We start from the raw sequence: 26,271 nt of genomic DNA on the forward strand, positions 1-26,271 counted from the left end.
CGGTGCGAGAGACGCCGCATCGGGCGGCATCCGCTAGCGTATTAAGCGCCCTCTCAGGCATTTCGACTACTGTGAAACGTCTGTCCTGTTGCTACCGGCCCGGATTTCCGAGCAAATTCGCCCTGCGGTCGCAACCTGTGAAGGAGATGTAGTGCGCTTCGTTCTCGCGATTTTGGCGTTTGTGGTCGCCGCGGCCATGATCGTGCTGGGTATCGCCCAACACACGATCTTTCTCGGCCCCTCGACATACGCCGTCAACACCACGGTCAAAGGTGACCTGCCGTACACCGTGATCAGCGGTGAGGAACTCACCCAGCAGCCCGGCCAGCAATCGCTGACCGTATCAGGTTCGGACCAAGTCTTCCTCGCCTACGGGCGCACGGCCGACGTCCAGGCGTGGCTCGGGGAATCCCCGTACAACGCGCTGACGGTGGACTCCGAGAACCACAGGCTGAAGTCATCCGTCGTCACCCCGAAGGCGGTACAGACCGACGACGTCGCGGAGGAGCCGACCGAGGGCGGCGCCGCGGCGCCGGAGGACGCTGCGCCGACCGCGGAAGAACAGGCAGCGCTCGACGCTCAGGCCAACCCCGCAGGTTCTGACCTGTGGCTCGCGGAGTACTCGGAGGAAGGAGCCCTCGTCCAGACGATCAGCGTGCCAGACGATGTCAGCGTCATTCTTGCTTCGAACGGCACGGATGCCGCGCCTGACCGCGTCGAGGTGTCATGGCCCCTCGACAACGCGACTCCGTGGGCCGGTCCGCTGATCGTGGGAGGCATCCTGCTGCTGATCGTCGGACTCGTCCTCTATCTGCTCGGTATCCAGCACATGCGCCGGTCGCGCGGCCCACGCCGCAAGGGTGTCACCGCCGGCCCCGGAATGGAAAAGATGCCGAAGGTGCCCAAGCCGTCCCGCTACAAGTCCGATAAGCAGCACGGCAGTGCGCCGAAGCGTAAGCGATCGATTCGCAAGTCGATGGTCGCGATCGTTCCGATCGCCTTGGTCTCCGCTCTCGCGCTCACGGGATGTTCCGCCAGTTCCTGGCCCGACTTCTCCGGCACCGGGCAAGTAACGCCGACACCGACCCCGACCGATCTTCTCCCCGTCGAAGACCAGCCGTACCCAGCCGTGACCGGCCCTCAGCTGAAACGGATCGTGTCGCAGATCTCCGGAGTGGCGCTCGAAGCGGATGCCGCGCGCGACGCAACACTCGCCGCCACCCGATTCTCGGGACCGGCGCTCGAGGAACGAACCGCGAACTACGCGATTCGGGCGAAGCTCCCGGACTACGCGTTGCCGACTCCGATCCCGGCAACGGCGGGCGGACTGACACTCCCTGAGGCCACCGAAACCTGGCCACGGACCGTGCTGACCGTCGTCCACGACGACACCGATCCGTCCCTCGCGCCGACCGCGGTCGTCCTCGTGCAGGAGAGCCCCCGCGAGAACTACCTGGTGCAATCCGCCGTCCGGCTCGAGCCTGACGCCCAGATCCCGGATGTCGCCCCGGCCACCATCGGAACGGCGCGGCTCCCACCGGAGTCCACGTTCCAGATCCTCCAGCCCAACCAGCTGGCGGCAGCGTACGCAGACGTCATCACCAACGGTGACCAAAGCGAGTACTTCGACCTGTTCGAGGCGGAAGGCGATTCCCTGCGGACGGCGATCGCCGCCGACCGGCAGGCCAAGAAAGACGGCTTGCCCTCGACAGCGACCATTGAGTTCTCAGCGGCAGCGGGAACGGCGACCCCTGTTGCACTGGCGACCAATGAGTCCGGTGCTATCGTCGCGGTGGACATCGTCGAGACTGAGGTCGTCAAACCGGTCGACACCGGAGCGAAAATCAAGCTCGCACCCGACTCCGCGACTTCGGCGCTGAGCGGGCTGACAGAAACGGAGACGGGCGTGCAGGCCACCTACACAGACCAGTTGTTGTTCTACGTTCCACCAGCAGGCAGCACGGAGTCGATCCGCCTGCTCGGCTTCAGCCAGGCACTGAACAAGGCGGCTGGACTCTGATGAGCGGCATGCAGCCCGCCGCGGAGCACCTCCGAGGCGCCATCGACCTGTCCAGCCTGGTAAACCGGGGGACCGCCCCTGGCGGCCCAGCAACGCCGGCCGCAACCAGTGCCCCCGGCGCTGCAGCGTCTTCAGGCGGTGCGGTCATCGACGTGCCCAGCCTCGTGCTGGAGGGGTCTGACGCGAACTTCAGCCAGTTCCTCGACCTGTCGATGCAGGTGCCGGTCCTGGTCGACCTCTACGCCGGTGCCCCGACGCCCGGACTCAGCCAGATCGTCGAGAGCTACGGCGGGCGCCTTCTGCTCGTCACCGTGGATGTCACCACGAGCGTGCAGTTGCGCCAGGCCTTCCAGGTGCAGTCTGTGCCCGCTGCTGTTGCGCTCATCGGCGGTCGTCCGCTCCAGCTGTTCGCCGGGGCTCTGCCTGAAGACCAGGTCCGCCAGGTCCTCGAACAGGTCCTGCAGGCCGCAGCGCAGAGCGGCGTGACCGGCACAGCATCAGCTACGGCCCCTGCCGACGACACCGAGCCGGTCGAACCGCCGTTGCCTCCGCTGCACGCCGAGGCTTACGACGCGATCGAACAGGGCGACTACCCGCGGGCGATCACGGCGTACCAGACGGCCATCGCTCAAAACCCAACCGACAAGATGGCTGTCGCAGGGCTTGCCCAGGTCAGCCTGCTGCACCGGCTTCAGGGCAAGACGATCGATGAGATCCGCGCCGCTGCCGCCGCTGGGCCCACCGAACTGGACGCCCAGCTCGACGTCGCCGACCTCGACCTCTCGGGCGGACACGTCGAGGACGCCTTCGACCGCCTGCTGACGTTGTTCGAAACCGCGGATGCCGACGACCGCAACACGATCCGAACCCGGCTCCTCGAGCTGTTCGAGGTCGCAGGCCTCGACGACCCGCGCGTCGTGCGTGCCCGGGCGCGGCTGACCAACCTGCTGTTCTAGGGCGCCGGTACCGACGAAGACACCCGTCCCGGTCAGATCCACCTGTTCTCGCAGGTGTTTCCGTCCGGGACGGGTGTTTTCGAGTGAGGCCCTCCCGTCTTACGAGCGGCGGCGCAGCCAGAGAGCGCCGAGCGGGGGCAACGTGAGCTCGGCGGATGCCGGGCGGCCGGCCCACGGCTGGTCGACGGCGACGACAGTTCCGAAGTTGCCGACACCGGACCCGCCGAACTCGGCGGCATCCGTGTTGAGGATCTCTTCCCAATCCCCGGATGCCGGAAGACCGACACGGTACGGCCCGACCGGTACGCCCGAGAAATTGAAGAGCGCGACGATCTCGTTGCCGTCGTGGTCGCGGCGGAGGAAGGAGAGGACGCTGTGCGCCGCGTCACCGCCGTCGATCAGCTCGAACCCGCCCTGGTCGTTGTCGCGGGCCCAGAGCGCAGGGTTCTCGCTGTACAGGCCGTTGAGCTGCCCGACGAGGCTGAACAGCCCCTGGTGGCTGGGCTGGTCGAGGATCCACCAGTCGAGGCCCCGTGCTTCCGACCATTCTGACGGCTGGCCGAACTCGGTCCCCATGAACAGCAGCTGCTTGCCGGGGTGAGCCCACATGAAGGCCAGGAAGACGCGCATGTTCGCGAGCTTCTGCCAGTGGTCGCCTGGCATCCGCGCGAGCAGTGAACCCTTGCCGTGCACGACTTCGTCGTGACTGATCGGAAGCAAGAAGTTCTCGCTGAACGCGTAGACGAAGCTGAAGGTCAGTTCGCCGTGGTGGTAGGAGCGGTACATCGGGTCGTGCTTGATGTACTGCAACGAGTCGTGCATCCAGCCCATGTTCCACTTGAGCCCGAAGCCGAGCCCGCCACTGGAGGTCGGTGCGGTGACGCCGGGCCAGCTGGTGGACTCCTCGGCGATCATCACGACGCCGGGGTTGCGCTTGTAAGCGGTCGCGTTGGCTTCCTGCAGCAGGCTGATCGCTTCGAGGTTCTCGCGTCCGCCGTGCACGTTCGGGTACCACTCGCCCTCCTCACGGGAGTAGTCGAGGTACAGCATGGAGGCGACGGCGTCGACCCGGAGCCCGTCGACGTGGAACTCTTCGAGCCAGTACAGGGCATTCGCCACGAGGAAGTTGCGGACCTGGCTGTTTCCGAAGTCGAAAATGTACGTGCCCCAGTCCTTGTGCTCACCGCGCCGGGGGTCGGGGTGCTCATAGAGCGCCTGCCCGTCGAACCGGGCGAGCGCCCACTCGTCGGTGGCGAAGTGGCCGGGGACCCAGTCCATGAGCACACCGATGCCGGCCTGGTGCAGGCGGTCAATGAGGTACTTGAGGTCGTCGGGGTGACCGAAGCGGCTGGTCGGCGCGAAGTAGCCGGTGATCTGGTATCCCCACGAGCCGCCGTACGGATGCTCCGCGAGCGGCATGAATTCCACGTGCGTGAATTTGAGGGCACGGAGGTATTCGATCAGCGGGTCGGCGATGTCCCGGTAGCCGAGCCCCGGCCGCCACGACCCGAGGTGCATCTCGTAGATGCTCATCGGTGCGTCGTGCGGGTTGGTCGCTGCGCGGTGTTCCATCCACGCGGCATCCGCCCACTCGTAACGGGATTCGCCAACGACGGATGCCGTCGCCGGTGGAATTTCGGTGAATCGCGCCATCGGGTCGGCACGGGTCACCCAGTTGCCATTCGCACCGAGCAGCTCGAATTTGTAGAGCGCCCCGGCCTCAAGGCCTGGCACGAACAGTTCCCAGACCCCGGTCGGACCCATGTTGCGCAGCGAGTGCAGGCGGCCGTCCCAGCCGTTGAACTCACCGAGCACCCGAACGGCCTGGGCGTGCGGCGCCCACACCGTGAAAGCTGTGCCGGAGACCCCGGAGTGCTCGACCAGATGGGCGCCCAGGGCGTCCCAGAGCCGCTCGTGCCGGCCTTCGCCGACGAGGTGGAGGTCGAGTTCACCGATGGTCGGGCTGAACCGGTACGGGTCCTCCGTGCGCCACACGACTCCGTCGCCGTAGTCGCTCTCGACGGTGTAGTCGGGGAACCCCGCAGAGTGTTCGCCCTCCCAGATACCGTTGTACAGGTGGCTGAGCTCCAACCGTTCACCGCCGCCGAGAACCGCGGTGACGCTTGCGGCGTGCGGCCGCAGCGTCCGCAGCACGGTTTTGTCACCCGACGGGTGCTGCCCGAGCACGGAGTGCGGGTCGTAGTAGGACCCGGTGGAGACGGCCCCGAGGACATGCTCGGACGGTGCCGATGCGTTCCGGGATGCTGTCGCGGGCGTCGCGGGCGTCGCGGGCGTCGCTGGCGTGGTTGGCTCCGGCGGCTCCGGCGGCGTTACCGGAGTCGGCGGCGTAGCCCGGGTTGCGGAGCGGGCCGGTTTCGACGGCTTCGAAGTCGACGGTGAAGCCGACGGTTTTGATGAAGCCGGCGGTGTTGACGATGCCGGGGTCGATGCGGGCTTGATGGGATCGGTCACGAGGTGGCCTCCTGGACGTGGAAGATGTGGACCGGCTCGGTGAAGGCGTCGAGGCGAACAAAGTTGTGCTCGCCCCACTGCCACGTGGCGCCGGTGATGAGATCGGTGACCTGGTACGGCATGCCTGGTGCGATTCCGAACGCAGAACTGTCGATGTGCACCGTCGTCTCCCGGACGGAGTGCGGGTCGACGTTCGCGACCACAAGGATGGTGTCGGATACCCCGGTGCCGGTGAACTCCGGCGCGAGGTGTTTGCTGTATACGAGGATCGAGTCATCGTCGCTGGAGTGCAGGCGCAGGTTCCGCAGTTGTTGCAGCGCGGGATGCGCCCGACGGATTTTGTTGAGCATGCCGAGATAGACGGAAAGCGACTTGCCCGCGGCCTCCGCGGCAGCGAAGTCGCGCGGCTTGTACTCGAACTTCTCGTTGTCGATGTTCTCTTCCGCGCCCGGTCTGGCGACATTCTCGAACAGTTCGAATCCGGAGTAGACACCCCACACCGGTGCTGCGGTCGCGGCGAGGGCTGCACGGATGGTGAACGCCGCCGGCCCCCCGAACTGCAGGTACTGGGTGAGGATGTCCGGCGTGTTGACGAAGAGGTTCGGGCGCAGGAAATCAGCGGTCTCGGTGCTGATGCTCGTGAAGAACTCCTCGAGCTCGGTCTTCGAGTTGCGCCAGGTGAAGTAGGTGTAGCTCTGCTGGAAGCCGACCTTTGCGAGCGCCTGCATCATCGCCGGCCGGGTGAACGCTTCGGCGAGGAAGATGACGTCGGGGTCCTCGGCGTTGACCGTTCCGATCAGCCACTCCCAGAACTCGACGGTCTTCGTGTGCGGATTGTCGACGCGGAAGATCTTCACACCGAGGGAGACCCAGTACCGGACGATCCTGAGGACTTCGGCACGGATGCCCTCAGGGTCGTTGTCGAAGTTGATCGGGTAGATGTCCTGGTACTTCTTGGGCGGGTTCTCCGCATACGCGATGGTGCCGTCGGGCAGGGTGGTGAAGAACTCGGGGTGCTCGGTGACCCAGGGGTGGTCGGGCGACGCCTGCAGTGCGAGGTCAAGAGCGATCTCGATGTTGTTCCTGGCGGCCTCGTCGAGGAAGAAGCGGAAGTCGTCGACCGTACCGAGGTCTGGGTGAATGGCGTCGTGACCGCCGTCCGCTGACCCGATGGCCCATGGCGAACCGGGGTCGTGCGGGCCGGGGGTGAGCGTGTTGTTCGGCCCCTTGCGGAAGGTCGTTCCGATCGGGTGGATGGGAGGCAGGTAGACAACGTCGAAGCCCATGGCTGCGACCGGAGCGAGCCGTTTCGCCGCCGTCCGGAATGTCCCGGACGTCCAGGAGCCGTCGGCGTTCTGTTTCGCCCCTTCGGACCGGGGAAAGAACTCGTACCAGGAACCGACGCCGGCACGGGTCCGCTCCACGCGGATGACGGCCTCCTCCGACTCACTCGCCAGGCTCGACATCGGGTTCTGCCTCGCGATCTCGTGAAGTCTCGCGTCGTCGAGGACCGCCATGCGCTGCTCGAGAGGAGCATCCGTCGCAGCCAGCTCAGCGGCCTTCGCTGCCAGGTAGCTGCGCTCAGCGGCGGGGCGGGACTTTTCGGCTGACGAACGCCGCAGGAGCTGGGCGCCGATCGTGAACATCAGCTCGACGTCGATTCCCGCAGGAATTTTGATCGCGGCATTGTGATGCCAGGTCTCGAAATCGTCGGCGTATGCGCGCACACGGAATCGCCAGGTGCCCTGTGCCGTCAGCTGGGCGAGGGCCTCGTAGTCGTCGAGGCCGACGGTGACCAGGCGCATCGGATGCCGCGCGGTGGCACCGGACGGATCGGTGAGCAGAAGCTCAACCCCGATCGCGTCGTGGCCTTCACGGAACGCCGTGGCCCGGAACGGAACCACTTCACCGACGAACGCGCGTGCGGGCCAGCGGCCGCAGGAGACGACCGGTGAGAGGCCGAGTACAGGAATTCTGCCAATGCCGGGTTTTGTGCTGGAGTCGGACTGCGCCGCGACGGCCTTCGAGGGCCTGGACGTTGCGCTGGATGCTTTCTTCGCCACAAACCCGACCGTACCGCGAATCCTTCCCGTTCGCCGGTGCCTTGCGAAAACGCCGTCGGGCCAATAAAGGGCTCTCACCACAGCAAACGGCCCCACGCGCCCTAGGCTGAACCCCGTGAAGGCGATTAGACGATTTACTGTGCGCCCTGCTCTCCCCGAGCGGCTGAGCGCCCTCGAGCACCTGGCCGGGAACCTGAGATGGTCCTGGCACGGGCCCACACAGGAGCTGTTCTCTGAGATCGCACCGAATGCGTGGCGCGATTTCCAGCACGACCCGATCAGCCTGTTCGGGCAGATCAGCCAGGACCGGATCGACGCCCTGGCCTCTGACGACAGTTTCGTGCACCGCGCGAACGCGCTGAGGGAAGATCTCAACCGGTACCTCACCGAGCCGCGCTGGTACCAGGGCCTCGAGGGCGACAAGCCCGAACTGATCGCGTACTTCTCGCCCGAGTTCGGTATCGCTGCGGCGCTTCCGCAGTACTCGGGTGGTCTGGGCATCCTCGCCGGCGATCACCTGAAGAGCGCGTCGGACCTCGGTGTTCCCCTCGTCGCCGTCGGCCTGTTCTACCGCGCCGGCTATTTCAGCCAGGCACTGTCGCCGGACGGCTGGCAGCAGGAGACATATCCTGTGCTCGACCCGGATGGGCTCCCATTGCGGGTGCTGCGCCAGCCAGACGGCAGCCCGGTCATCGTCACACTCATGCTCCCCGACGACCAGGTGCTCAGCGCCAGGATCTGGCTGGGTCGGGTGGGCCGGGTCACCCTGTTGCTGCTCGACTCCGACATTCCGGAGAACAGCGAAGAACTCTGCCATGTCACCGACCGTCTCTACGGAGGGGCCGAAGAACACCGGCTGCGCCAGGAGCTCCTGCTCGGAATCGGCGGTGTGCGCGCGATCGGCGCGTGGGCTGAACGCTCAGGGGTACGACCGCCCCAGGTCTTCCACACCAATGAAGGCCACGCCGGGTTCCTCGGCGTTGAGCGGATCCGCGACCTGATCCGCGGCGGGCTGAACTTCAACGAGGCTCTCCAGGTTGTCCGGGCAGGCACCGTCTTCACGACCCACACTCCGGTCCCGGCGGGAATCGACCGCTTCGACTCGGCGTTGATCCGACGCTACTTCACGACCGACCTGCTGCCGGGTGTGTCGGCCGAGGATGTGCTCGCGCTCGGACGTGAGCCCGGAGCGGGCATGGATGGCGCCTTCAACATGGCGGTGATGGGCCTCCGCCTTGGACAGCGGGCCAACGGCGTCTCGCAGCTGCACGGTGAAGTGAGCAGGCGGATGTTCAGCGACCTGTGGCCGGGATTCGACACCGAAGACGTTCCGATCGGCTCGGTGACGAACGGTGTTCACCCGGCCAGCTGGACGGCCCCGCAGCTGACCGAGCTCGCGATTCGCACCCTGGGAACGTCCGACACCGCGAACGCGGACTGGGCGTCACCGTCGGTGACAGACGCCGACCTTTGGGGTGTCCGTAACCAGATGCGGCAGGAGCTCGTGTCGGATGCGCGCAGGCGGCTGAAGCGAGCATGGCTCGCCCAGAACCCTGGCGGCATCGCACCGGACTGGATGGACACCGTGCTCGACCCTCGCGTGCTGACGATTGGTTTCGCCCGACGCGTTCCCACGTACAAACGGCTCACCCTGATGCTTCACGACACCGAGCGGCTGCGCCGCCTTTTGCTGCATCCGGGACGGCCGGTGCAGATTGTTATCGCCGGCAAGGCTCATCCGGCCGACATCGAGGGTAAGCGGCTGATCCAGAAGGTCGTCGAGTTCGCCCAGGACCCGGCGGTGCGTGAACGGATCGTCTTCCTGCCCAACTACGACATCTCGATGGCGCAGAAGCTCTACCCGGGAACGGATGTCTGGCTCAACAACCCGCTCCGACCGCTCGAAGCGTGCGGCACATCCGGCATGAAAGCTGCGCTGAACGGCGTGCTCAACCTGTCGATCCTCGACGGCTGGTGGAACGAGTTCTTCGACGGTGAAAATGGCTGGGCGATCCCGTCCGCGGTCACCGAAGACGCCGAGGAACGGGACCGCCGCGAGGCGGAGTCGATGTACGACCTCATCGAACACCAGATCGCGCCCCGGTTCTACGAGCGCGACACGGACGACGTCCCGACGAACTGGCTGGGAAACATCCGTCACACCCTCTCCACCCTGTCGCCGGAGCTGAGCGCCGACCGGATGGTCAGAGAGTACGTCAACGCCCTCTACCGCCCTGCGTTCAACAGCACCTCGGTGCTGCGTCACGACGGATTCCGCGCCGCGCGCAGCCTCGCCGAGTGGAAGGCGCGGGTGAGGGATGCCTGGTCTGGCGTCTCGATCACGCACGTGGAGTCGGGTGGACTGGATGTTGCTCCACAGGTCGGTGACGAGCTGCACCTGCGAGCGACGGTGCGGCTCGGCGCCCTGACACCGAACGACGTCTCGGTGCAGGTCGTCTACGGCCGGAGCACGGTGAACGGCGATGACCTGAAGGACGTGCAGACGGCGGAACTTGTACCTGCCGACGATGCTGAAGCGTCTGAATCGGGGGAGTGGCTGTTCGCCGGCACTGTCAGCCTTCGACGCCCGGGCGGATTCGGGTACAGCGTCCGGGTCGTACCGTGCCACCCGCTTCTGGACAACCCTGCGGAACTGGGCCTGATCGCGATCGCCTGAGCGGTCGTGATCAGCGGCGGCTGATGGCGGCGAGCGACCCACCGGTCACCGAGAGGAGGTCGGCGGGGTCGAGCTCGATGTCAAAACCGCGGCGTCCGCCTGAGACAAAGACGGTGGCGAACTCCCCGGCGGATGCGTCGATGATCGTGCGGAGCCGGGTCCTCTGGCCGATGGGGCTGATTCCGCCGACGACGTAGCCGGTCTTGCGTTCAGCGAGCGCCGGGTCGGCCATGCCAGCGCGCTTGGCACCGACAGCGGAGGCGAGGGCCTTGAGATCGAGAACGCCTGTGACCGGAACGATCGCGACAACGAGCATCCCGTCAGCATCGGCGAGCAGGGTCTTGAAGACCTGGTTGCCGTCGACGGCGAGCGCTTCGGCGGCTTCGCGTCCGTACCCGGCGGTGCCTGGCTGGTGCTCATACGAGTGCGGCGTGAACGCAATACCAAGCGACGCCAGCGCGGCCGTTGCGGGGGTTCCCGCCGAGTTCTTTTTCGCCACAATGCGGTCCTTCTCAGTAGCTCTTAGTCCTGCTTAGTCGTCGGAGAACGCCTGGAACAGCAGCATGGAGGTCGGCGAGATGTCGATCGTCTCGCCCGGGGCGAACGACCTGATCTCCGTCAGCGGCGTCTCGTCCTCGCTGCGCCAGAGCAGGTCGTAGCGCACCACCCCGTCGTGGCGGGGTAGCGTGACAGTGACCCCTGCTTCGACGCCGTGCACAATGAGCAGGATCCGGTTGAACTCCTCGACCTCCGGGGTGCTCGCCGCCACGTACTGGAGCGTGCGGTTGCGGGCGCTTGTCCAGTCGTCGTCGCTCATGGTGTTGCCGGACTGGTCGTACCAGTCCATGTGGCTCGAACTCGGCACCGTCTCGCCGGGGCGGCCGAACCGTACCGGGCGCAGCGCCGGGTTCTCGCGGCGCAGTTCGATGAGCCGCCGAGTGTGGGCGTGGAGGTTGTGCTGCCACTTGTCGACGGGGAAGCTCAGCCAGGTCAGTTCGGAGTCGTGGCAGTAGGCGTTGTTATTGCCGCGTTGGGTGCGGCCGTACTCGTCGCCGGCGGTGATCATCGGAACTCCGGCAGACATCAGCAAGGTGCCGAGCAGGTTGCGCATCGCCTTGCGCCGGGTGGCGAGGATGGCCTCGTCGTTGGTCGGGCCTTCAGCGCCGTGGTTGAACGAGCGGTTGTTGTCGGTTCCGTCCCGGTTGGATTCGCCGTTGCCGACGTTGTGCTTGACGTCGTAGGAGACGAGGTCGGCGAGGGTGAAGCCGTCGTGGGCTGTGACGAGGTTGATCGATGCCAGTGGGCCGCGTTCGGTGGAGAAGGTGTTGGCCGACCCGGCGAGCCGTGTCGCGAACCCGCCGATCCCGACAGGAGCCGTGCTCGCCCGTCTCGCGTAGTCGACGTCGGACAGCCAGAAGTTACGTGCCCGGTCACGGTAACGGTCGTTCCAGTCGATCCATCCCGTCGCAAAGTTACCGGTCTGCCATCCGCCCATGCCGACATCCCACGGCTCGGAAATCATCTTCACCCCGGCGAGCGCCGGGTTCGAGATGATGTCGGTGAGCAACGGGTGGTCGGGGGCGTACTCGTGCTTGCCGTCGCGACCGAGCGTTACCGCGAGGTCGAACCGGAACCCGTCGACCTGCACCTCGTTCGCCCAATACCGCAATGAGTCCATCACCAGGCGGTGCGCTGTCGGGTGCGACGTGTCGAGGCTGTTGCCGCATCCGGTGACGTCGATGTACTCCCCGGTGTCGCTTTGGCGGTAGTACGCAGCGTTGTCGAGGCCCCTGAGGCTTGTCGTCGGTCCACCCCTGCCCTCTTCGGCCGTGTGGTTGTAGACGACGTCGAGGATGACCTCGAGTCCCGCCTCGTGGAGAAGGCGGACCATGCCCTTGAACTCCCGGAGGATCGCCCCAGGGCCCTCCGCCTGGGCGGCCTTCGACGCGTACGGTGCGTGCGGGGTGAAAAAGTTGAGGGTGTTGTACCCCCAGTAGTTGGTGAGTCCCTGGCGGAGGAGACGCTGCTCGGAGACGAAAGCGTGGACGGGGAGCAGTTCCACCGCCGTGACGCCGAGATCCTTGAGGTAGCGAATCGACGATTCGTGGGCGATTCCGGCGTAGCTGCCGCGCAGGTGCTCCGGCACATGCCGGTTCAGCTTGGACATGCCCTTCGCGTGGGCTTCGTAGATCACCGTGTGGTCGAGGGGAGTGGCTGGCTTGGCAACTCCTCCCCAGTCGAACGTGGTGTCGACGACAACCGACCGGTACTGCCCGGCGCTTACCCGGACGAGGCCGCGGGCGTACGGGTCGATCAGCAACTGCGCCGGGTTGAACGCCGATGTGGGCGATGACGGGCCTGACGCGCGGATCGCGTAGCGCGTCCCCACCCGGAGGGTGCGGGACCGGCCCACCCACACGGAGTCCGGTCCCTTGTGCATCGGGACGGTCTTGGTCATCCAGTTCGGGTCGGTGTCGTCGAAGATCACCAGTTCCATCGAACCGGCGCCCGACGACCAGACCCGCAGTTCACCGCCGTGTGACGTGATCCGAACGCCGAGATCGTGCAGGGGATCGGCTGGTGTCATGCGTTCTAGAGTAGTTTGTGCGCACACCGTGCGCGTACCGGCGGAAAGGGAGTGGGATGGTCGTCTATCTCGATCATGCGGCGACGACACCGATGCTCCCCGACGCCATCCTCGCTTATGCTGACGCGCTCGGTGTCGTGGGGAACCCGGCATCCATCCACTCACAGGGCCAGGCGGCGAAGCGGATGCTCGAAGAGGCCCGGGAGAAGATCGCCGCGACCCTCGGCTGCGACCCGATCGAAGTCGTCCTCACCTCAGGGGGAACCGAAGCCGTCAATCTGGCAATCAAGGGCATCTGGTGGTCGCGGAACCGCGGCGCCCCCAAGCCGGTGATCCTCGCCCCCGGCGGCGAGCACCACGCCACGATCGACACCCTCGAATGGCTCGAACAGCATGAAGGCGCCGAGATCGGCTGGCTGCCGCTCGACGACGACGGTCTCGTCCGCCCCGACGAAGTGAAGGCTGCACTTGAGCGCTACGGAGATCGGGTCGCGCTCGTCACCCTGCTGTGGGCGAACAACGAGGTCGGAACGATCCAACCGGTGACCGAGATCGCGGCGCTCGCCGCAACATCCGGGGTGCCGGTCCACGTCGACGCGGTCGCCGCCTACGGCTACCTCGACATCGATTTCCGGGCCGTCCGCGACGCATCCGGCAGTTCAGGCGGTGCCGGGCTCGTCGCGATGAGCGTCTCGGCGCACAAGATCGGCGGCCCTGTCGGCGTCGGTGCGCTCGTCCTGTCCCGGTCGGCCAGCATCGAGCCGCTGTTGCACGGTGGCGGGCAGCAGCGGCGGGTGCGTTCGGGAACCCAGGATGTCGCCGGCGCCGTGTCTTTCGCGGTGGCCGCAGCTTTCACCACCGGCCATCGTGCCGATGAGGCTGTGCGGCTCGCCGCCCTGCGCGATCGCCTGATCGACGGCATCCTCACCGCCGTTCCGTCGGCGCGGCTGAACGGCCCAGCCGGGGGCGGCAGGCTCCCCGGTAACGTTCACGTCGCTTTCGCCGGCTGTGAGGGAGATTCGCTGTTGTTCCTGCTGGACATGGCCGGGGTGTCCGTCTCCACCGGCTCCGCCTGCCAGGCCGGCATCCCCGAACCGTCCCATGTGCTCCGTGCGATGGGTCGGACGGAACTCGAGGCGCGAGGTGCCCTCCGCGTGACGCTTGGGCACACCACCAGCGACAGCGACATCGACGCGCTGCTCGCAGCCCTGCCCGGGGCGTATGCGCAAGCATCCCGGGCGGGACTCTCCGACCGTACGACAAAGCTCGGAGCCTGACCCGCAGTTCGCGTCCAGCAAACGGCGCGTACACTTCTCGGGTGAAGGTTTTAGCAGCAATGTCCGGCGGAGTCGACTCCGCAGTCGCCGCCGCGCGCGCCGTGGAGGCTGGCCACGACGTCGTCGGTGTCCATCTCGCGCTCAGCAGGATGCCAGGTACCCTGCGCACGGGTAGCCGCGGTTGCTGCACCATCGAGGACTCGATGGACGCGCAGCGCGCCGCCAACATCATCGGCATCCCGTATTACGTCTGGGATTTCTCTGAGCGATTCAAGCTCGACGTCGTCGACGATTTCATCGCCGAGTACGCGGCAGGGCGCACACCGAACCCGTGCATGCGCTGCAACGAGAAGATCAAGTTCGCCGCGCTGCTTGAAAAGGCGATCGACCTCGGCTTCGACGCGGTGTGCACCGGCCACTACGCGACGATCGTGACGGATGACGTCGGCAACCGCGAACTGCACCGTGCGAGCGCGTGGGCCAAGGACCAGAGCTATGTACTCGGCGTGCTCACCGCTGAGCAGATCGCGCACTCGATGTTCCCGCTCGGTGCAACGCCGTCGAAGGCGGAGGTGCGCGCCGAAGCGGCGGCCCGCGGGTTCAGCGTCGCCAACAAGCCCGACAGTCACGACATCTGCTTCATCCCCGACGGAGACACCCGCGGCTGGCTCGCCGAACGCGTCGGCGCCGAGAAGGGTGAGATCCTCGACCGGAACGGCTCGGTCGTCGGTTCCCACGAGGGCGCTGCCGCGTTCACCGTCGGGCAGCGACGCGGGCTCAACCTCGGTGTCCCCGACCCCGACGGTCGTCCCCGGTTCGTCCTCGAGGTGCGTCCGAAGACCAACGAGGTCGTCGTCGGTCCGAAGGAAGCACTCGCCATCGCCGAGATCGCCGGCTCCCGGTTCACCTGGGCTGGCGCCGCGCCGGAGCATCCCGAGGTCGCGTTCGACTGCGACGTGCAGATCCGCGCCCACGCCGATCCCGTTCCCGCAGTCGCTGTCGTGCAGGCTCATGCCGAGACCGGCGAACCCGAGCTGATGGTGCGACCGGGAACACCCCTCGACGGTGTCGCCCCCGGGCAGACCGCCGTCGTCTACGTCGGCACACGAGTGCTCGGCCAATGCACGATCGACCGCACGGTCAGCGCTGTTCCCACCCCGGTTTCCTGACGCGACACCGCGCCTCGAACGCGGTCGGTGTGCCCCGCGCTACCCCTCTCCGGTGTCTGCGGCTGTCTCTAGACTGGGCAGGTGACAGAGAGCACCGAACACGAAAACGCCACCCAGCAGTCAACGCCGAAGGACCTTGAGAAGGCCGCGGCTGAGGCGGCGAGGCTGACGACGCGCATCCTCGAGTTGCGCGACGCGTACTACGAGCAGAACGCGTCACTCGTCTCCGATGCCGAGTATGACCAGATGATGCGCCGCCTCGAACTGATCGAGCACTTCTTCCCGGAGCTCCAGGGCCAGGACAGCCCCACCCAGACCGTCGGCGGCCGTGCGCAGGCGTCGCTGTTCGACCCGGTGACCCACGCTGAACGGATGCTCAGCCTCGACAACGTCTTCTCCGCCGAAGAACTGCGTGCCTGGGCTGAGCGGGTGGAGCGCGCATCCGGCCGGTCGGTGCACTACCTGAGTGAGCTCAAGATCGACGGGCTCGCGGTCAACCTGCGCTACGAGAACGGCAGGCTCGTCAGCGCGGCAACCCGCGGTGACGGGGTCGTCGGCGAAGACGTGACCGAGAACATCGCCGCCATCCGGTCCATCCCCACCCGGCTGGCCGGGACGGGGCATCCGTCGCGCGTCGAAGTGCGCGGCGAAATCTTTTTCCCCGTCGAGTCGTTCCGTGAACTCAATGAGCTGCAGCTGGCGGCGGGCGAAAAGGTTTTCGCCAACCCACGGAATGCGGCGAGCGGGAGCCTTCGACAGAAGGCCGAAAGCAAGAACGCCGCTCAGCGGAAACTCATGGACAACCGGCTGGGCCGGCTGCAGATGCTCGTGCACGGGATCGGAGCGTGGCCGAACCCGCCGGTGTCTGCGCAATCCGAGGTATACGGACTCCTGAAGGAATGGGGACTTCCCACCTCGAGCCACTTCAGGGTCTTCGACACCATCGATGGGGTGATCGGGTTCATCGAGCACTACGGCGAGCACCGCGCAAGCGTCGAGCACGAGATCGACGGCATCGTCGTGAAGGTGGACGAGCTCGCGCTCCACGACGAACTCGGTGCCACCAGCCGCGCCCCGCGCTGGGCGACCGCATTCAAGTACCCGCCGGAGCAGGTGAACACGAAACTGCTCGACATCGTCGTCAGCGTCGGACGCACCGGGCGGGCAACACCGTTCGCGCAGGTCGAGCCGGTGCGCGTCGCCGGGTCGACGGTGAGCCAGGCGACCCTGCACAACCAGGACGTCGTGAAGGCGAAGGGCGTTCTCATCGGCGACACCGTCGTGCTGCGCAAGGCCGGCGATGTGATTCCCGAAATCCTCGGGCCGGTCGTCGAACTGCGCGACGGCTCCGAACGGGAGTTCGTCATGCCCGTCGGATGCCCGTCGTGCGGGACACCGCTTCGCCCGGCGAAAGAGGGCGACAAGGACCTCCGCTGCCCGAACTCGCGCTCCTGTCCGGCCCAGGTGCGAGGCAGGGTCGAACACATCGGCTCCCGTGGGGCGCTCGATGTCGAGGGACTCGGCGAGGTCGCCGCAGCGGCACTCACCCAGCCGCTCGAACCCGCCGCTGCGCCGCTCGCCGACGCAAACGGCGACGTCTCAGAGGCCGGCCTGTTCGACCTCACCATCGAGGACCTCTTCCCGGTCACGGTGACGGTCTTTGATTTCGAGACCGGGCTTCCGAAGCTGGGCCCTGACGGCGAGGTGAAACGGGTGACTCCGTTCCGCCGCAAGCGCGGCCCGAAAGACGGCCCATACGACCCAACCGCTGCTGAGTTCTCCGGCGACGAGTCCTTCGTGCCGTCGAAGGGCGCGATCGAGCTGCTGCAGAACCTGCAGTCGGCGAAGACGAAGCCGCTGTGGCGCATCCTCGTGTCGCTCAACATCCGTCACGTCGGACCGGTCGCAGCGCGGGCACTCGCCGACTACTTCGGTTCGCTGGATGCCATCCGGTCCGCGAGCCGGGACCAGCTCGCCGAGACCGACGGTGTCGGCGGGATCATCGCCGATGCGGTCCTCGACTGGTTCGAGGTCGACTGGCACCGCCAGATCGTCGACCAGTGGACCAAGGCGGGCGTGCAGTTCACGACCCCTGGGCACCTGGGTCCCGGTTCTGCAGGGAACGGCGGGGGAGTGCTCGCCGGTCTCACCGTTGTGGCCACTGGCTCGCTCGAAGGGTTCACCCGCGAAGGTGCCCAGGAGGCGATTATCGCGGCTGGCGGCAAAGCAGCGTCGAGCGTGTCGAAGAAGACCGACTTCGTAGCCGCAGGGCCAGGCGCCGGATCGAAACTCGGCAAGGCCGAAGAGCTCGGTTTGCGGATCATCGACGCGGCGCAGTTCGCACTTCTGGTGACGCAGGGGCCTGCGGCGCTCGACGACGCCATCGTCGGCGACGAGAGGGCCGACGTTCCCGCCAGCTGAGCTGAGCGGATTCCGGGCGCGTGTCTACCCAAGGTGGATCCGCGATGCTGCCTTGGCCGCGGTCGCGGCCGCGCGCGTTCGAGCGGATGGATTCGCTGGGCGTCGGCGTGTCGGGTGTCTCGCCGCGGCGTTTCGCCAAAATCTCCGCTCGAGGCTCCGCCGACGGGTCGGCGGCCGAGGGTCAGCGCAGGATGTCGCCCTGACGGCCGGTCTCCTTCTGCAGCAGCATCTCCCGCACCTGCTTACGGAGGACCTTGCCGATGAGGGATGTCGGCAGCTCATCGATGGCGACAATGCGGCGAGGAACCTTGTACGGGGTGAGGTTCTCCCGTGCGAACTGGCGGATCGACTCGCGGTCCAGCTTCTCGCCCGGCCGCACGACGATCGCAGCGACGACGTCCTCGCCGGAATGCGCACTGGGCATTCCCACGACGGCGACGTCCTGGACCGCGGGGTGCAGGCGCAGGGCGTTCTCGACCTCCGTCGGCGCGACGTTGAAGCCGCCGGTGATGATCAGCTCCTTGAGCCGGTCCACCACGCTCACGAAACCGTCGGCATCCATCGTCACGATGTCGCCGGTGCGGAACCAGTCCCCGTCGACGAAAACAGCACTGGTTTCCTCGGGCTTACGGTAGTACCCCGAGAACACTTGAGGACCACGGACGATCAGCTCGCCGGGCGTCCCGGGCTCCACATCGACGGTCGGGTCGTCCGGGTCAACGACACGGATTTCGGTCCCCGGGATGGGCAGGCCCACCGTGCCGGGTTTGCGCCGGTCCGAAACGGGGTTCGCCATCAGAACGGGGGAGCACTCGCTGAGGCCGTAACCCTCGATGAGGTAACCGCCGGTGGCCTCCTCAAACGGAACGACCAGTTCGTGCGGCAGGGCCATGGCGCCGGTGATCCCGATCTCCAGGCCGCGCAACGAGACGCCCATCTCCTTCGCCCGCGCCAGCAGCTTCTCCGCGATCGGCGGAACGGCCGGCAGGAAGGTGGGCGGATGCTTCGCGGCCGCCTTGAGAACGAGGTCCGCGTCGAACTTCGGGAACAGCACCAGGCGGGCGCCGAGGCTCATCGCGAAAGTCAGGCACAGGGTGAGCCCGTACGCGTGGAACATCGGCAGGACGGCGTAGATCGTGCAGCCGGCGTGGGTAATGGTCGGGGTCCATGCCCTGGCCTGGACGGCGTTCGACAGAAGGTTAGCGTGGGTGAGCACCGCCCCCTTCGGCATGCCTGTGGTCCCGGACGTGTACTGGAGAATCGCGACATCCGTCGCCTCAGGGCGAGGATGCGATGGGTCGATCGTGCGCGAAGAGCTCAGCGTGGCCCACGAGATCGTGTCCTTGGTCTTCGCGGTGAGCGTCGCCCGCGACTCGCGGGCCTTGGCGACCGGCAGCCGAAGAGCCAGCCGCATCGACAGGGGCATGGACCGGGTGATGTCGACCGAGACGAGCGAGCTCACGGCGATGTCATCGGGGAACTCCTGGACCCTCGCAACGACCTTGTTCCAGACGATGGCCACCTTCGCTCCGTGGTCCTCGAACTGGTGCCGCAGTTCCCGGGGCGTGTAGAGCGGGTTGTGTTCCACCACGATCGCGCCGAGGCGCAGGATCGCGTAGAAGGCGACGATGTGCTCCGGGCAGTTCGGCAGGACCAGCGCGACCGGGTCTCCCTTCTTCACGCCGAGCGCCTTCAGGCCCTCAGCGACCCGGGCAATGGCGTGCTGCAGCTGACGGTACGTCGTCGTCGCTCCGAAGAACTCGAGGGCAACCTGTGTCGGGTACGAGGCAGCGGATGCGTCGACAAGGTCGCCGAGGCATCCGTTCTGTTCCGGGATGTCGTGGGGAACATCCGGTGCGTAGTTGGCCAGCCATGGACGCAGGGAGGTATCGCTCACTCGTCCAACTCTAGCGGCGGGCGAGTGGGGCGTTACGAGGGCCCAATAGAATGGATGCACACCCCAGTACTTACCGACGGAGTCCCATGTCTGAAATTTCTGAGGAGCAGGTGGCGCATCTGGCGAACCTCGCCCGCATTGCCCTCACTCCCCAAGAGATCTCGAGTCTCACGACCGAACTCGACCAGATCGTCGACAGCATCGCGAAGGTGCAGCAGGTTGCGACCCCGGATGTTCCGGCAACGAGCCACCCCGTTCCCCTGTCGAACGTCTTCCGCCCAGACGTGATCGGTGAGACGCTCACCATCGAGCAGGCGTTGCGGAACGCACCGGAGCACGATGACAACCGATTCAGGGTCTCCGCGATCCTGGGGGAGGAACAGTAGTGAGCGACATCATCCGCCTGACGGCCGCAGGCCTGGCCGAGAAGCTGCAGAACCGCGAGATCAGCGCCGTCGAAGCCACCCAGGCACACCTTGACCGGATCCATGCCGTCGACTCCGATGTGCACGCCTTCCTCCACGTCTCCGACTCCGCTCTCGACGCGGCTCGTCGGATCGACGAACGACGCACCGCTGGTGAGGAACTCGGGCCGCTGGCCGGCGTCCCGCTCGCCGTGAAGGACGTTCTCGTCACCACGGACATGCCGTCCACCTCAGGCAGCCGGATCCTCGAGGGCTACATGTCCCCGTTCGACGCGACCGTGGTGAAGAAGGCACGCGAAGCCGGCCTCATCCCGATCGGCAAGACCAACATGGACGAGTTCGCCATGGGGTCGTCGACCGAGCACTCGGCATACGGGCCGACCCGCAACCCGTGGGACCTCGGCCGGATCCCCGGCGGATCCGGCGGAGGATCAGCGGCGGCGGTCGCCGCCTTCGAAGCGCCGCTCGCGCTCGGCAGCGACACCGGCGGATCGATCCGACAGCCCGCCCACGTCACCGGCACCGTTGGTGTCAAACCCACCTACGGAGCGGTCAGCCGGTACGGCGCGATCGCGCTCGCGTCGAGCCTCGACCAGGTCGGACCGGTCACGCGCACCGTCCTCGATGCCGGTCTGCTGCAGGATGTCATCGGCGGACATGACCCGTTCGATTCGACCTCCCTCACGGATGCCTGGCCGTCCATGGCCGCCGCCGCACGGGAAGGCGCCAGGGGCGATGTACTCAAGGGATTGAAGGTCGGCGTGGTCAAGGAACTCTCAGGCGAGGGCTTCCAGGCCGGCGTTCAAACCCGTTTCGACGAAACCGTCGCCCTTCTGCAGAAGCAGGGCGCCGAAGTCGTCGAGGTCAGCGCACCGCACTTCGAGTACGCCGTGTCCGCCTACTACCTGATCCTGCCCGCCGAGGCCTCGTCGAACCTCGCCAAGTTCGATTCGGTCCGATTCGGGATGCGGGTGCAGCCCGACGGTGGCGGCACCGTTGAGCAGGTCATGGCCGCGACCCGTGAGTTCGGCTTCGGCCCTGAGGTCAAGCGACGCATCATCCTCGGCACCTACGCCCTCAGCGCCGGCTACTACGACGCGTACTATGGCAGCGCACAGAAGGTGCGGACGCTCATCCAGCGTGACTTCGACGCCGCATTCGCGCAGGTCGATGTGCTCGTCAGCCCGAGCGCCCCGACCACGGCGTTCAAGTTCGGCGAGAAACTCGAAGACCCGATGGCGATGTACCTCAACGACGTCGCGACCATCCCGGCGAACCTCGCCGGCGTTCCTGGCATCAGCGTCCCGATCGGGCTCGCCCCCGAAGACGGCCTGCCGGTCGGAATTCAGATCATGGCACCGGTGCGCGAAGACGCCCGGCTGTACCGCGTCGGCGCGGCAATCGAAGCTCTGCTCGAAGCACAGTGGGGTCACACACTGATCTCCAAGGCTCCGGCACTGGGAGGCAAATAATGGCAAAAGACGCCCTGATGGACTACGACAAGGCCCTCGAACTGTTCGAGCCGGTGCTCGGCTTCGAGGTGCACGTCGAACTCAACACCAAGACCAAGATGTTCTCGCATGCGCCGAACGACTTCGGGTCGGATGCCAACACCAACGTCACGCCGGTGTGCCTCGGCCTGCCCGGTGCGCTGCCCGTCGTCAACGAACAGGCGGTGCGGTACTCGATCAGCCTCGGCCTCGCCCTCGGCTGCTCGATCGCGCCGTCGTCGCGATTCGCACGCAAGAACTACTTCTACCCGGACCTGGCGAAGAACTACCAGATCTCGCAATACGACGAGCCGATCGCCTTCGGCGGATCCGTTGACGTTGAACTGCCCAACGGCCGGCAGGTGACGGTGCCCATCGAGCGCGCGCACATGGAAGAAGATGCAGGCAAGCTCACCCACGTCGGCGGTTCCACCGGCCGGATCCAGGGCGCCGAGTACTCGCTCGTCGACTACAACCGCGCCGGGGTTCCGCTCGTCGAGATCGTCACCGACATCATCTACGGCGCCGAATCGGATGCCCCGGAACTCGCAAAAGCGTACGTCGCCACGATCCGCGACATCGTCGTCAGCCTCGGCATCTCGGATGCCAGGATGGAGCGCGGCAACCTGCGCTGTGACGCGAACATTTCGCTCCGGCCGCGCACTCCTGAAGGCCAGCCGTCCGCGCCCCTCGGAACTCGCACTGAGACGAAGAACGTGAACTCGCTGCGCTCCGTCGAGCGCGCCATCCGTTACGAGATCCAGCGCCAGGCTGCGATTCTCGCCGACGGCGGAACCATCACCCAGGAGACGCGTCACTGGCACGAAGACACCGGGCGCACAAGCGCCGGGCGACCCAAGAGCGACGCCGACGACTACCGGTACTTCCCGGAACCCGACCTGCTGCCCGTGCAGCCGAGCGCCGAACTCATCGAGGAATTGCGCGCTGCCCTCCCGGAACCGCCCGCTGAACGTCGTCGCCGCCTGAAGGCGGAGTGGGGTTTCACCGACCTCGAGTTCCAGGACGTCGTCAACGGCGGGCTCCTGGTTGAGATCACCGAGACGGTCGCCGCAGGGGCGACACCGGCCGCTGCCCGCAAGTGGTGGACTGGTGAGATCAGTCGTATCGCGAACGTGAACGGGGTGGAGGCATCTTCCCTCGTCTCTCCTGAGAACGTCGCCGCGGTCGCCGCGCTCGTCGAGGCCGGAAGCCTCAACGACAAGCTCGCGCGCCAGGTGCTCGAAGGCGTTATCGCCGGCGAGGGCACGCCCCAGGAAGTCGTCGACGCGCGCGGGCTCGCGGTCGTGTCTGATGACGGCGCGCTCATCGCCGCCATCGACGAAGCACTCGCGTCACAGCCCGACGTGCTCGCGAAGATCCGCGACGGCAAGGTGCAGGCAGCCGGTGCCGTGATCGGAGCGGTCATGAAGGCGATGCGGGGCCAGGCAGACGCCGCGCGCGTGCGCGAACTGGTGTTGGAACGCGCCGCCGGCTAACAATTCCATCGGGGCGGTTCGCGACATCCGTGCCGCGAATCGGCCCGCTGTTTTCTCGGAGGAGGCTGCCAGTTTGCGGCCTTTGCCGCCGATTTTTTCGGAGGTACGATGCTGGCATGCTGGTCGAGGGCTCGATTCGCTGGCAGATCACTGAGGACTGTCCGAGAGATCTGTTGCTTGCGCTTGCCTTGCGGGAACTCGGCGGCCTGAGCGACATCTGTGAAGAGCAGATTCCGCCGGCAGACCCCATGCTTGAACCTGTCGACCGGGGTGGCATCGATACCGACGCCCTGGCAGCTCAGTGGCGCGGCTGGTGGGCGGGCATCGTCCGCCGGGCCACCCGCCCGTTCATCAGCCAGGTTCGGCCACCGCACTTCGAGGTCTTCGACCGCGCCCTTGAGCTCCAGGAGCTCGTCTACAACTGCTACGACACCGCGATGGCCTGGGTCGAGGACCGCCACGCGGAATACCTGCGTGCTGTCGCGGCGCGGGAGCATCCGCTCGCCGACGCCTATGAACTCGTTCAACGGCGGCAGTTCGAACTGCGCAGGCAGAGCGGCTCGTTCCGGCTGGACCTCGAGGTGCTCCCCGTGCGCGGTGTAGGGGCGTGGGTCGTTGCCCCCGACACGGTGATCATCAGCCAGACGCTGCGGTACGACCCTGTTGCGTTCCGGGAGTGGCTGAAGCCGGTCGTGATCGCTCTCGTCTGAGGTCTCCGGTGAGCCGGCCTCGCTGGCACCACCGAACCGGCCGGCCGCCGGGCGGTCGTCGTGGTTTCGCAGACGCTCGATGAGACGCCGACCGGGGGAGATCCGATTTCGGCTGCCCGACGGCTCGGTGGCATCGTCGACTCGGCAAATGTCGTGGCATCACGGGAGTGTGCGTGTTCCGTCTTGTTCGACCATACCTTCGAGGTCGTGCAGTCCGGCCCGATTCTGTGACCGGCGGTCGTCGTGGGCGGAGGAGTTCGTTCCTGCGCCGATTCACTCGCTGCGGTCGGATTCACGCGGCGCGCCGGGTGAATCCGACCGCAGCGGGTGAAAAGACGCCTGCGGGGGTCCCCAGCTAGGCTGCGCGTATGACTCATCGCGCGGCATCCGGGCTGCCCACTCCACTGGTGTGGGGGCTCGCAGCGGGCTACTCGGCGCTCGTGCTCGGTGCGGGCGTGTGGGTCAGCCTCGCCACGGGCAATTGGTTCGCCGTCCTTTTCGCCATCGGGCTCACCGCCCCTGTCGAAGTCCTGCTTCTGAGCCGGCACCGGCGTCGCAAGGCAGCGGTTGCCACGGTTTCGGCACCGGCAGTCCGCTCCGAGTGAACGCCAGCAGCGGAGACTGCTGACCGCCACTTCACCCGTTCCGGACCGAAACACCCGGCGCGCCGCGTGAAACCGACCGGAACGCGTGAAAAGACGCGGGGAAAGCGGCGAAATCGGATGTCGGCGGCAGGCCCACTCTCGAACACACGTTCGCATCTTCTCTGCGCTGTGGGACAATTGGCGTATGAGCAAACAGGACGGCAGCGCCAGGCAGGTATCTGCCGTCAATGATGAAGGCGCTCACATCCTGCACATCGACATGGACGCTTTCTTCGCCTCCGTCGAACTGCTCGACTATCCCGAACTCCGCGGCAAACCCGTGATCATCGGGCATGCCGAAGGTCGCTCGGTGGTCACGAGCGCCACCTACGAAGCCCGCCGGTTCGGTGTGTCGGCAGCGATGCCGGTGTCGAAGGCCATGCGGTTGTGCCCGCAGGCCGTCGTCCTGCCCCCGCATCACGAGCGATACTCGCACTATTCACGCCAGGTTCTCGGAATCTTCCGGGATGCCACGCCGCTGGTCGAGGCGCTGAGCATCGACGAGGCGTTCCTGGATGTGTCAGGTGCGCGGCGACTGATCGGCTCTCCCGCCCAGGTGGGACAGCTGATCCGTGAGCGGGTGCACCGCGAAACGGGCCTCACCTGCTCCGTCGGCGCAGCGGCGACGAAATTCGTCGCGAAGGTGGCATCCGGTCGGGCCAAACCTGACGGTCTGCTGGTCATTCCACCTGCAGAAACCCTCGCGTTTCTCCACCCTCTTCCGATCCGCGCGCTCTGGGGGGTCGGGGCGAAGACAGAGGAGTCCCTGCTGCGAATCGGGCTGCACACCGTCGGTGACGTCGCAGACACTCCGCTCGCCACCCTGAGGAAAGCGGTGGGCGACGCGACGGGCATCAAGTTGCACGATCTCGCACACGGGCGCGATCCACGATCGGTCGTCACCGCGGCGACCGAGAAGAGCATCGGTCACGAAGTGACTTTTCACACCGACATCACGGACGCCGCCCGATTGCGCCTAGAGCTGCTCCGGCTCGCCGACCAGGTCGCCGTCCGGTTGCGGAAGGCCGGGTACCTGGCCCGGACAATCGCCATCAAGGTTCGCTTTGATGACTTCACCACGCTGACCCGGTCGCACACGCTCGCCGAGCCATCCAACGTCGGTCGTCGCCTCTACGAAGAAGCCAACGACCTCTTCACTGCGCTCCAGGTCGACGGGCGACCGGTGCGCCTCGTGGGTGTCCGCGCCGAGCACCTCGTCGACGGGGACGATCAGATGGCCGCCCTGTGGGACCCGGATGAGGAATGGCGCGACGCCGAGACGACGATCGACTCCCTGCGCGCACGATTTGGGGGAGCGGCCGTCCGTCGCGCATCCATGCTCACGCGGCCGAGCGGTGAGACAGCGGGCGGCACCCGCGCTCCGCGGGAGTGAGATCCGGCGCAACCCCTTGGTTCGCCCGCTGCATCCCGCTAGCGTGACGGTATGACAAAACTACCGCTCGACCTGGCCGACAAATTCAAGTCTGTCGGAGTGACCACCGTGTACGGCGACCCCGTAGACGTCGACGGCGAAAAGCTCGTTCCCGTCGCCCTTGCCTGGTATGGATTCGGTGCCGGTGAGGCCGAAGGCGAAGGCGACGCCTCGTCTGCAACGATGCACGGAAACGGTGCCGGGTCCGGCGGCGGCGGCGGAGGCTTCGCGCTCCCGATCGGCGCATACCTGAAGAGCCGCGAAGGACTGCGATTCGAACCGAACATCGTCTCGCTGGTCGCTGTCGGCATCCCCTTCGTCTGGGTGGTCGGCAGAGCACTCGCGCTCGTCATCCGCGCGCTGAAGAAGTAGGAATCGCCCCCGTCCGGCGGAACCAACTAGACTGACGGTAGTAAACACGGGAGTCCGGTGAACCGGGCTGAGAGGAAGATTCCATAATCTTCGACCGTCGAACCTGATCTGGGTCATGCCAGCGCAGGGAGGCAAACTATCTCACTACCCGTGCCCACAGAAG

19 protein-coding genes and 1 riboswitch are annotated in these 26,271 nt (G+C 66.5%); of the genes, 14 read left to right on the top strand and 5 right to left on the bottom strand.

The features are described from left to right. The first annotated feature begins 151 nt into the window (after positions 1 to 151). Together BM197_RS05015 and BM197_RS05020 are read left to right on the top strand one after the other, a co-directional pair. Entirely contained in the window at positions 152 to 2,020 is a 1,869-nt protein-coding gene (locus tag BM197_RS05015) for a DUF8094 domain-containing protein (RefSeq protein WP_090709391.1), read from the top strand. After that, the gene (locus tag BM197_RS05020) at positions 2,020 to 2,976 is read left to right on the top strand and encodes a tetratricopeptide repeat protein (RefSeq protein WP_090709393.1); all 957 of its coding nucleotides are present in this window, start codon (positions 2,020 to 2,022) and stop codon (positions 2,974 to 2,976) included. The genes BM197_RS05015 and BM197_RS05020 overlap by 1 nt, the downstream gene beginning before the upstream one ends. A gap of 99 nt (positions 2,977 to 3,075) precedes the next feature. Here BM197_RS05020 and glgB read toward each other — a convergent pair whose 3' ends face one another. Further along, a complete protein-coding gene (glgB, locus tag BM197_RS05025; RefSeq protein ID WP_245762395.1) occupies positions 3,076 to 5,448 on the bottom strand; it encodes a 1,4-alpha-glucan branching protein GlgB in 2,373 nt (790 codons plus the stop codon). After that, positions 5,445 to 7,511: an alpha-1,4-glucan--maltose-1-phosphate maltosyltransferase gene (locus tag BM197_RS05030; RefSeq protein ID WP_090709394.1), complete on the bottom strand. Its 2,067-nt coding sequence runs from the start codon at positions 7,509 to 7,511 to the stop codon at positions 5,445 to 5,447. Before BM197_RS05030 ends, glgB begins: the two co-directional genes overlap by 4 nt. Before the next feature lie 115 nt (positions 7,512 to 7,626). Between BM197_RS05030 and glgP the strand changes: the two genes are divergently transcribed. Beyond that, positions 7,627 to 10,188: an alpha-glucan family phosphorylase gene (glgP, locus tag BM197_RS05035; protein WP_090709396.1), complete on the top strand. Its 2,562-nt coding sequence runs from the start codon at positions 7,627 to 7,629 to the stop codon at positions 10,186 to 10,188. 10 nt (positions 10,189 to 10,198) lie between these two features. Here the strand turns inward: glgP and ybaK are convergent, their stop codons facing one another. After that, positions 10,199 to 10,687, bottom strand: a complete 489-nt coding sequence (ybaK, locus tag BM197_RS05040; RefSeq protein ID WP_177216726.1) for a Cys-tRNA(Pro) deacylase — start codon at positions 10,685 to 10,687, stop codon at positions 10,199 to 10,201. A gap of 33 nt (positions 10,688 to 10,720) precedes the next feature. Next, positions 10,721 to 12,775, bottom strand: a complete 2,055-nt coding sequence (glgX, locus tag BM197_RS05045) for a glycogen debranching protein GlgX (protein WP_090709399.1) — start codon at positions 12,773 to 12,775, stop codon at positions 10,721 to 10,723. 56 nt (positions 12,776 to 12,831) lie between these two features. Here glgX and BM197_RS05050 point away from each other — a divergent pair, with 56 nt between their 5' ends. The 3 genes from BM197_RS05050 (at position 12,832) to ligA (ending at position 17,642) form a co-directional block, all read left to right on the top strand. Continuing rightward, complete coding sequence (locus tag BM197_RS05050; RefSeq protein ID WP_090709401.1) at positions 12,832 to 14,052, top strand: cysteine desulfurase family protein; 1,221 nt, start codon at positions 12,832 to 12,834, stop codon at positions 14,050 to 14,052. A gap of 41 nt (positions 14,053 to 14,093) precedes the next feature. Beyond that, entirely contained in the window at positions 14,094 to 15,221 is a 1,128-nt protein-coding gene (mnmA, locus tag BM197_RS05055; protein ID WP_218151818.1) for a tRNA 2-thiouridine(34) synthase MnmA, read from the top strand. Positions 15,222 to 15,302: 81 nt separating this feature from the next. Beyond that, a complete protein-coding gene (gene ligA / locus BM197_RS05060; protein WP_090709405.1) occupies positions 15,303 to 17,642 on the top strand; it encodes an NAD-dependent DNA ligase LigA in 2,340 nt (779 codons plus the stop codon). A gap of 181 nt (positions 17,643 to 17,823) precedes the next feature. Here the strand turns inward: ligA and BM197_RS05065 are convergent, their stop codons facing one another. Beyond that, a complete protein-coding gene (locus tag BM197_RS05065; protein ID WP_090709407.1) occupies positions 17,824 to 19,539 on the bottom strand; it encodes a long-chain-fatty-acid--CoA ligase in 1,716 nt (571 codons plus the stop codon). An 86-nt stretch (positions 19,540 to 19,625) separates the two neighbouring features. On the opposite strand from BM197_RS05065, the gene gatC reads away from it, so the two are divergent. From gatC to BM197_RS05100, 8 genes are all read left to right on the top strand, one after another. Beyond that, positions 19,626 to 19,925, top strand: coding sequence for an Asp-tRNA(Asn)/Glu-tRNA(Gln) amidotransferase subunit GatC (gene gatC / locus BM197_RS05070; RefSeq protein ID WP_090709409.1), 300 nt, complete (start codon positions 19,626 to 19,628; stop codon positions 19,923 to 19,925). Next, positions 19,925 to 21,436: an Asp-tRNA(Asn)/Glu-tRNA(Gln) amidotransferase subunit GatA gene (gene gatA / locus BM197_RS05075; protein WP_090709411.1), complete on the top strand. Its 1,512-nt coding sequence runs from the start codon at positions 19,925 to 19,927 to the stop codon at positions 21,434 to 21,436. The genes gatC and gatA overlap by 1 nt, the downstream gene beginning before the upstream one ends. After that, positions 21,436 to 22,950 (top strand): Asp-tRNA(Asn)/Glu-tRNA(Gln) amidotransferase subunit GatB, encoded by a 1,515-nt coding sequence (gene gatB / locus BM197_RS05080; RefSeq protein WP_090709412.1) that lies wholly within the window; start codon positions 21,436 to 21,438, stop codon positions 22,948 to 22,950. Before gatA ends, gatB begins: the two co-directional genes overlap by 1 nt. 116 nt (positions 22,951 to 23,066) lie before the next feature. Beyond that, a complete protein-coding gene (locus BM197_RS05085) occupies positions 23,067 to 23,660 on the top strand; it encodes a hypothetical protein (RefSeq protein WP_090709414.1) in 594 nt (197 codons plus the stop codon). 60 nt (positions 23,661 to 23,720) lie between these two features. Next, on the top strand, positions 23,721 to 23,891 hold the full coding sequence (locus BM197_RS16230) for a hypothetical protein (RefSeq protein ID WP_177216727.1): 171 nt from the start codon (positions 23,721 to 23,723) through the stop codon (positions 23,889 to 23,891). 137 nt (positions 23,892 to 24,028) lie between these two features. Then, entirely contained in the window at positions 24,029 to 24,265 is a 237-nt protein-coding gene (locus BM197_RS05090) for a hypothetical protein (RefSeq protein ID WP_090709416.1), read from the top strand. A gap of 184 nt (positions 24,266 to 24,449) precedes the next feature. After that, positions 24,450 to 25,697, top strand: a complete 1,248-nt coding sequence (gene dinB / locus BM197_RS05095; protein WP_090709417.1) for a DNA polymerase IV — start codon at positions 24,450 to 24,452, stop codon at positions 25,695 to 25,697. A gap of 51 nt (positions 25,698 to 25,748) precedes the next feature. After that, complete coding sequence (locus tag BM197_RS05100) at positions 25,749 to 26,108, top strand: hypothetical protein (protein ID WP_090709419.1); 360 nt, start codon at positions 25,749 to 25,751, stop codon at positions 26,106 to 26,108. 36 nt (positions 26,109 to 26,144) lie between these two features. Then, positions 26,145 to 26,255: riboswitch (TPP riboswitch) on the top strand. The last annotated feature ends 16 nt before the right edge of the window (positions 26,256 to 26,271 follow it).

Source organism: Mycetocola miduiensis, assembly GCF_900115155.1.
Taxonomy (GTDB): domain Bacteria; phylum Actinomycetota; class Actinomycetes; order Actinomycetales; family Microbacteriaceae; genus Mycetocola_A; species Mycetocola_A miduiensis.

Coding starts and splice junctions, on each gene's coding strand:
- BM197_RS05020 (WP_090709393.1), top strand. CDS start 2,020: ATGAGCGGCATGCAGCCCGCCGCGGAGCACCTCCGAGGCGCCATCGAC.
- glgX (WP_090709399.1), bottom strand. CDS start 12,775: ATGACACCAGCCGATCCCCTGCACGATCTCGGCGTTCGGATCACGTCA.
- BM197_RS05050 (WP_090709401.1), top strand. CDS start 12,832: ATGGTCGTCTATCTCGATCATGCGGCGACGACACCGATGCTCCCCGAC.
- gatC (WP_090709409.1), top strand. CDS start 19,626: ATGTCTGAAATTTCTGAGGAGCAGGTGGCGCATCTGGCGAACCTCGCC.
- gatB (WP_090709412.1), top strand. CDS start 21,436: ATGGCAAAAGACGCCCTGATGGACTACGACAAGGCCCTCGAACTGTTC.
- BM197_RS05085 (WP_090709414.1), top strand. CDS start 23,067: ATGCTGGTCGAGGGCTCGATTCGCTGGCAGATCACTGAGGACTGTCCG.
- BM197_RS05090 (WP_090709416.1), top strand. CDS start 24,029: ATGACTCATCGCGCGGCATCCGGGCTGCCCACTCCACTGGTGTGGGGG.
- dinB (WP_090709417.1), top strand. CDS start 24,450: ATGAGCAAACAGGACGGCAGCGCCAGGCAGGTATCTGCCGTCAATGAT.
- BM197_RS05100 (WP_090709419.1), top strand. CDS start 25,749: ATGACAAAACTACCGCTCGACCTGGCCGACAAATTCAAGTCTGTCGGA.